Genomic DNA, 6,923 nt, shown 5'->3' on the forward strand with positions numbered 1-6,923 from the left:
TGGCGGCGCCGGTAACACCCAGGGCGGGACCCAGGGTGGCGGCGCCGGTAACACCCAGGGCGGTACGCAGGGTGGTGGCGCGGGTAACACCCAGGGCGGGACCCAGGGTGGCGGCGCCGGTAACACCCAGGGCGGTACGCAGGGTGGTGGCGCGGGTAACACCCAGGGTGGGACCCAGGGCGGTGGCGCCGGTAACACCCAGGGTGGGACCCAGGGCGGTGGCGCCGGTAACACCCAGGGTGGGACCCAGGGCGGTGGCGCGGGCAGCACCCAGGGTGGAACCCAGGGCTGACCAGCGGCCAAGTGACCAGCGGCCAAGCGACCAGGGACCAGTGACGAACGGTCGAGTGCAGCACCTCGCAGAGGCAACCTCCGCGAGGTGCTGCCGCATGTCCGCGACCGAACGCCTCCTGACGCTCCATCCGGCGACCGCGGCCGCGGACTTCAGCGTCGTCCACGACCGCTGGCGCAGCTCGCGAGCCGACACCCGTCGGCCCCACCGGGCAGACGAGGCCGCACGGCCCCCCAACCCAACCCAACCCAGCCCGCCCCAGCCCGCCCCGCCCCACCCCGGGCCGGTGGGTGTCGGCCGGGCGGCGCCGGGTAGGCGCCCGGTGCGGGGTGCGGTCCTGGCCATCATGGCTGCGACGGGGACCGCATCCCGCCCGCCCCCCACCCCGCCAGGCCCGGCTGCTCAGCGCAGCACGGGGACCACCTCACGCGCCTCGTCGACCTCCAGGGCCGCGATACCCCGGCCGCATCCTGGCCCGGACCGCCCGCCCGTACGCCGCCCGGTCCGCGGACCGGGCCCGGCCGCCTCCCGCTGATCCGCCCGCCGTACGGGCCGCCCGCCCGCGGCGGGGGCCGGCACGGGGGGCCTGCGGGATACTGACGCAATGCAGCACACGCCGCCCGCCGAGCCTGCCGGGGTGTCGGCCGTCGTGCCCGCCGGGCCGGTATCGGCCGACGCGCCGCGCCACCCGGGTGTGGACCGGCCCCTGCTCACACAGTCCTGGCTCGACCTGACCTTCCTGCACTGGCCCGCCGACCCCGCCGACGTCGCCCCGCTGCTGCCGGCCGGCACCACCCCGGACACCCTGGACGGCGTCACCTACGTCGGCCTCATCGCGTTCCGCGTGCACCGCCTCGGATGGCTCCGCCTCCCCGGCATCCCCTACCTGGGCTCCTTCCCCGAGACCAACGTCCGCCTCTACTCGGTCGACGACCGCGGCCGCCGCGGCGTGGTCTTCCGCTCCCTCGACGCCTCCCGCCTGATCCCGGTCCTCGCCGCCCGGACCGCGTTCCGCCTCCCCTACCAGTGGTCGCGGATGTCCGTACGCCGCGACGGACCCACCCTCACCTACACCAGCAGCCGGCGCTGGCCCGGACCGTGCGGCGCGCACAGCACCATCACCGTACGGACCGGCGCACCGGTGAAGGAGCCGACCGCCCTCGAACACTTCCTGACCGCCCGCTGGGGCCTGCACAGCGACTTCTCCGGCCGGCTGCTGTACCTGCCCAACAGCCACCCGCGCTGGCCGCTGCACCGCGCCGAACTCCTGGACTGCGACGAGGACCTGGTGGCCGCGGCCGGCCTGCCCGCGCCCTCCGGCCCGCCGGCCAGCGTGCTGTACTCCCCGGGAGTCCCGGTACGGTTCACCCGCCCCACCGGCTGACCCGCCCCGGCCGTCCGCCCGTTTGACCAGGCGCGGGGCATTGACAGAGCCTGCGGGCGCGTGCGACAAAGTCCCCACGTCCGAGGCCGCGCGATGTCCGTTTCTCCGCGGCCCGGCGCCTCCGCAGCCGCGAGACGCCGTCCCGGGACGACAGCCCGCGGGGTCCACCCCGCCGCGATCGGTCTCGCGTCGCGTCGGTGCGACCGACCGCGACCGACCGCGACCGCCCCACCTGGAACACGACGATCGGACCCCGACTTGACCCTCATGCCCGGATCACGCGTGCCCGGCCGGACCTGGACGGTCCGGCTCACCGGCCACGCCGATCACAGCGCCTCCGTCACCTGCAGCACCGAAGCCTGCCGCATGCCGCCCCGTTCGAAGGACACCGCGGCCCTGAAGCGGTTCGCCGCCGAGCACGTCAGGGCCCACGCACGGCTGGCCACCCTCCGTCCCGACACCGCGTGCGCCTGCCGGGCCGCGCAGTGCGCGTTCCACGAGACCCGCACCCAGTGCACCGGCTCCACTCTCCTGGTCCTGGTCCACAACCCGGCCGTGGGGCAGGTCTGGACACTCGCCGAGATCTGCCAGTCCTGCGCACCGCTCATCCCGCACACCGCCGTCCTCGGCCGGTCCCAGCCCCAGGCACAGCAGTCCCAGGCTCGCCAGGCGCCGGTCACCGCCGCGATCCCCGCGCCGGCCACCGCGCCGGCGGCGGCCCCGCTGCCCGTCGCCGGCGGGTTCTCCTCACCGCAGGCCGCCCCGGAGGCCCCGGCCGCCCGGCGCCGTCCGCCCCGCACCGCCCGTCCCCGCCGGGCCTCCTGACGCCCGCGGAGGGGGAACGGGCCGCGGCCCGCGGCCGGGCCGGGTCTCACACCCAGGTGTAATTGGCGTCGGTGACGGCGTCCAGGGCGGCGTCGGCCGTGACCGCGCGGGGGTCGGGCAGCGCGGCGAGAGCGGCACCGATGGGCGGGAAGACCGGGAGCCCCGCGGTCCGGCGGTAGTCCATCCACTCGATCACGCCGACCTCGTGGCTTCCGTCGGGCTGTTCGTCCCGTTCCTCCACGGCGAGGGTGTCGCGGAGCCCGGGGGTGATGTGCAGGCGGTGGATCAGATGGATCTTGCGCGGCGGCGGGGTGGGGCCGGGGCGGGTGACGCGCTGGTCGATCACCCACAGCAGGTCGCCGCCCTCGGCGAGGTCGATGTCCAGGCCGAGTTCCTCGGCGAGCTCCCGGCGCAGGGCGCAGGTGAGGTCCTCACCGTCCTCCACGTTCCCGCCGGGCGGACTGTAGTGGACGGACCCGGCGCGGTCGCGGCGGATGAGGGCGACCTCGTCGCCGCAGAACACCAGCGCCGCGGTACGGATCTTGATGCGGGAGAACGGGACCGCCTGCGCCGGGGGAGTGGAAGTCATCCCGCCAGTATCACGCCCCGCCCCGGCAGCCCTCGCGTGGAGCGGCGCCAACGGCCCCCCGCCCACAGCGATCCCGCGCCCGGCCCGGCCCGGCCGCGCGCCTCGTCCCGCCGGGCCCCGCCCGCCCCACGGCGATCCCGTGCCCCGCCCGGCCCGTCCGGCCCGGCCCTGCTCCCCGCCCGCCGCACCGGGATTCCACGCCCGGCCCGCCCCACGGCGATCCCGTGCCCCGCCCGGCCCGTCCGGCCGGCCCTGCTCCCCGCCCGCCGCACCGGGATTCCGCGCCCGGCCCGCCCCACGGCGATCCCGTGCCCCGCCCGGCCCGTCCGGCCGGCCCTGCTCCCCGCCCGCCGCACCCGGATTCCGCGCCCGGCCCGCCCCACGGCGATCCCGTGCCCCGCCCGCCCGCCCGGCCCGTCCGGCCGGCCCTGCTCCCCGCCCGCCGCACCCGGATTCCGCGCCCGGCCCCGCCCGTCCCGCCTCGCCCCGCGCCCGCCCGGCCCCGCCCCGCGCCCCGCCCCGCGACACCCCCGCGCCGCGGGGGTCGCCCAGGCTCCGCCGCCCGCCCCGCGGGTGACGGCCCGTCAGCGTTGTCGGTGCCCGCCCCCACGTTTGCGCCATGAGCGATCCATCCAGGCACTCGCCTACGCACGCCCGCCCGCCCTCACCACCGAAGGCGGCACCGGCCTCCTCGGGCTGGAGACCTCCGGCGGGCCGACCCCGGTGGGCCGCGAAGCCCACCCGCAGTTCTTCACCGGGTTCCTGAGCCCGCCTCAGGCCGCCGCCCGGGGCCTGCTCACCGTCGTGGACGTCGCCGCCACCCGTTACCACCAGCGCACCCTGCGGGCCTCCCTGGACCCGGTCGTCACGGCGGGCGGCGACCGGCTGCGCTTCGAGTCCTCTGGCCGCCGCCCGCAAGAGCACCTCCCAACTGACCACCCAGGCCCGCCGCCTGCCCCCCGCCCTGGACACGACCCCGGAAACGGCCGCCCCGGCGGCCGCCGGATGAGCCGGGCCACTCATGGGGACCGCCCGCCACCGCGTCCACCGAGGCCGCCAGGAAGTCCACGGCCCCGGTGAGCGCGGTGTCCACAGACCGGCCGCGACGTCGCCCCGGCCCGCTGCCCCGGCCGCCTCGCACAGGCCGTACGCGGGCGACGGGCCCGCCGGGCGTGAAGCGGTGCACCTGCCGGAGGCCGGGCAGGAAGCCCCGGGGCGGGCGGGCCGGATCCAACCCGCCCACCCCCGCCCCGACCCGGCCCCCGCCCCGGCCCGGCCCACCCCGGCCCCGGCCCGGCCCACCCCGGCCCCGGCCCGGCCGGGTTCTCGCCGCTTCGGCGGGGCCGAGAGCGCGGCGGCCTCCTGCGCGCAGCTCGCGTGGCAGCCGGTGAACGAGACCAGGCCGAGCCGGCCGCTCTCGGCGAGCCCGCCCTTGACGGTCCACCGGCCCTTCGTCACCTCTGGCGCGCACCGGAGGCGTCGACGAGGGCCCGGCCCGTGGAGCCCGACCACAACACCGTGCATGCGCCCGGCCTGCGCTCGGCGGCAGGGTCCGGGTCCGGGTCGGGGGAGAGCCCGGCGGGCGGGCCCGGGCGGCCGGGGCGTCCCACGCCGCGTCGACCTCGCCCCACTCCCGGTGCAGGACCCCGTCACGGAACCGTTTCCCGTTCCGCCCCCGCCGCCGCTCTGCCCGCCGCACCCCGTCACCGACACAGGGCCCGGCGGACGGCGCCTGGAACCTACTGAAAGGTAAAACCCGCCCATCGTGCCCGGCACCCGGCCACCGGCCCGCGGCCGGCCGGGTGCGATCCTGCACCGGTGCACCCCGACGACGAACACCGGCGGACCTGGACGCTCAGGTTCCCGGCCCTCCTCGCCGCCGACGCCCCCTACCAGCGGGCCTGGCCGGGCGAGCGCCGCCTGACCGACCAAACCGCCGTCGAGGAGGCCGAGTTCGCCTGCCGCAACGTCGAAGGACCCCCCGCATCCGAGGTCTTCGCCCCCGGACACCCGCGCACCCTGCAGGCCACCGGGCCCGGCCACCGCGTCGGCGAGCTCGACGCCGCCGCCGGTTGACCTTGACCCTGGGGGAGAGGGGAGCGTAGTGGCCATGGAGGAAGAAGCACTGCTCAGCATCGGCGCGTTCGCCCGCCGGGCACGGCTGTCGCACAAGGCCCTGCGGCTGTACGACCGCCACGGCCTGCTGCCGCCCGACCACGTCGATCCCGCCACCGGCTACCGGTACTACCGGCAGGACCGGCTCGCCGCCGCCCGGCTCATCGTGCGGCTGCGCGGGCTGGACATGCCGCTGGCCGACGTCGGCGCGGTCCTGGCCGCCCCGGCGCCGGAGGCGGCCCGGCTGGTGGCCGCGTACTGGGACGGCGTCGAGCGCCGTCACGCGGCCCAGCGCGAGTTGGCGGCGCACCTCCGCATCCACCTGCTCGGAGACGAAGGGATCCTGGACATGTACGAGATTCAGCAGCGCGAGGTGCCCGAGCAGCTGGTCCTCACCGAACAGCGGCACATCACCCCGGAGGAGCTGCCCGACTGGATCCCCGCCGCCCTGGGCCGGCTGGTCCCGGTGGCGCAGGCGCACGGGGGCCTCTTCGGCCACCCGTTCGTCGTCTACCACGGCGATGTCAACGAGGACGGCGACGGCCCCGTGGAGCTCTGCGTCCCGGTGGACCCGGCCCGCGCGGGCCGGCTCCCGGCGGCCTGCCGCACCGAACCGGCCCACACGCAGGCCTATACCCGCCTGACCAAGGCACAGGTGGCCTACCCGCAGATCCTCTCCGCCTACGACGCGGTCCACGCCTGGGCGCAGCGCGAGTCCCGTACCCCGGCGGCGGCACCCCGCGAGGTCTACTTCGTGGACTGGTGCGAGATCGGCCCCGCCGACCCGGCCTGCGACATCGCGGTCCCCCTGGCCGACTGACCATCCGGCGCGGGAGCGGGGTACGGCTACGCCGTTGCGGTCCGTCCCCGCTCCCGCGTCCGCCGGCTTCTGCGGGCCGGAGCCGGGCAGGGAGCGCCGCCCGGCGGCGGTTCCGCTCGCGCCCCCACGCGCCCGCGCCCCACCAGGACGCCCCGCCCGGCCCCGTACAGGGGCAGCCACAGGGTCGTCGTCGACGCCAGGCAGCCGGCGCCGCGGCCCTGGCGCGCAGGGCCTCGTACCGGCCGATCCGTCGCAGCCGCTGCGGGTGCGACGGCACTGGGAACGGGGAACAGCCAGTCCCAGCGCCGCAGCACGGGGCCACCGCGATCGCCACGCACAGGCCGACGACCAGCGCGTACGCGACCAGCGCACGTGCACGCATGTACCCCGACCGGACGCCGGCCTCCACGCCCAGGCCGGACCTGGAAGGCGAAGGCCACCGCGAAGAGCGTCACCCGATGGAGGTGGCGAACCACTGCCAGGAGCCCGGCGCGGGCGTGGACGCCAGCACGGCGGCGCATCCCGCTGCGGGCCGCCGCAGGCCCCGTCCGCCCTGCCGGGGACGGGCGGACGGGGCCCGGATGGGGCCTGCAGGGGAGCGGAGGGGGGAGGCGCGCGGCCTGTCACGCGCCTGTGACAGTCGGCGGACAGCCTCATGAAGTCCGGGAGCCAGTCTTTTAACCAGAGAACAAAACAGACATTTCAGTCCAGGTTCTCTGGACCTGATCCTCTCCCCCGCCTCTCTTCTGGAGTCATCCTCATGTTCCGTGTCACCTCCCGGAAGCAGCGTTTCGCCCTGTACACCGTCTCGGCCGCGATCGTCGGAGGGGGCGTGCTGGTCCCCACCAGCGCTTTCGCCGCCCCGACGGCGACCGCGACGACCTCGGCCGCTGCCCCC

At 77.1% G+C, this 6,923-nt stretch carries 5 protein-coding genes and 2 pseudogenes; 5 read left to right on the top strand and 2 right to left on the bottom strand.

Going from position 1 to position 6,923, the window contains the following annotated elements:
* A pseudogene (locus tag AB0F82_RS36495) lies at positions 1–487 on the bottom strand (hypothetical protein); the annotation flags it as partial.
* Positions 488–896: 409 nt separating this feature from the next.
* Here AB0F82_RS36495 and AB0F82_RS36500 point away from each other — a divergent pair.
* Positions 897–1,676 (top strand): YqjF family protein, encoded by a 780-nt coding sequence (locus tag AB0F82_RS36500; RefSeq protein ID WP_362635610.1) that lies wholly within the window; start codon positions 897–899, stop codon positions 1,674–1,676.
* 267 nt (positions 1,677–1,943) lie between these two features.
* Positions 1,944–2,501, top strand: a complete 558-nt coding sequence (locus AB0F82_RS36505) for a hypothetical protein (RefSeq protein ID WP_356816023.1) — start codon at positions 1,944–1,946, stop codon at positions 2,499–2,501.
* 46 nt (positions 2,502–2,547) lie between these two features.
* Here the strand turns inward: AB0F82_RS36505 and AB0F82_RS36510 are convergent, their stop codons facing one another.
* Positions 2,548–3,090, bottom strand: a complete 543-nt coding sequence (locus tag AB0F82_RS36510) for an NUDIX domain-containing protein (protein WP_356816022.1) — start codon at positions 3,088–3,090, stop codon at positions 2,548–2,550.
* Positions 3,091–3,720: 630 nt separating this feature from the next.
* Here AB0F82_RS36510 and AB0F82_RS36515 point away from each other — a divergent pair.
* From AB0F82_RS36515 to AB0F82_RS36525, 3 genes and pseudogenes are all read left to right on the top strand, one after another.
* A pseudogene (locus AB0F82_RS36515) lies at positions 3,721–3,990 on the top strand (SWIM zinc finger family protein); the annotation flags it as partial.
* 918 nt (positions 3,991–4,908) lie between these two features.
* Entirely contained in the window at positions 4,909–5,166 is a 258-nt protein-coding gene (locus AB0F82_RS36520) for a hypothetical protein (protein ID WP_362635614.1), read from the top strand.
* Between the two features lie 34 nt (positions 5,167–5,200).
* Complete coding sequence (locus tag AB0F82_RS36525; RefSeq protein ID WP_362635616.1) at positions 5,201–6,025, top strand: MerR family transcriptional regulator; 825 nt, start codon at positions 5,201–5,203, stop codon at positions 6,023–6,025.
* The last annotated feature ends 898 nt before the right edge of the window (positions 6,026–6,923 follow it).

This window comes from Streptomyces virginiae (assembly GCF_040638905.1).
Classification (GTDB): Bacteria; Actinomycetota; Actinomycetes; order Streptomycetales; family Streptomycetaceae; genus Streptomyces; species Streptomyces virginiae_B.

Coding starts and splice junctions, on each gene's coding strand:
- AB0F82_RS36505 (WP_356816023.1), top strand. CDS start 1,944: ATGCCCGGATCACGCGTGCCCGGCCGGACCTGGACGGTCCGGCTCACC.
- AB0F82_RS36525 (WP_362635616.1), top strand. CDS start 5,201: ATGGAGGAAGAAGCACTGCTCAGCATCGGCGCGTTCGCCCGCCGGGCA.
- AB0F82_RS36510 (WP_356816022.1), bottom strand. CDS start 3,090: ATGACTTCCACTCCCCCGGCGCAGGCGGTCCCGTTCTCCCGCATCAAG.
- AB0F82_RS36500 (WP_362635610.1), top strand. CDS start 897: ATGCAGCACACGCCGCCCGCCGAGCCTGCCGGGGTGTCGGCCGTCGTG.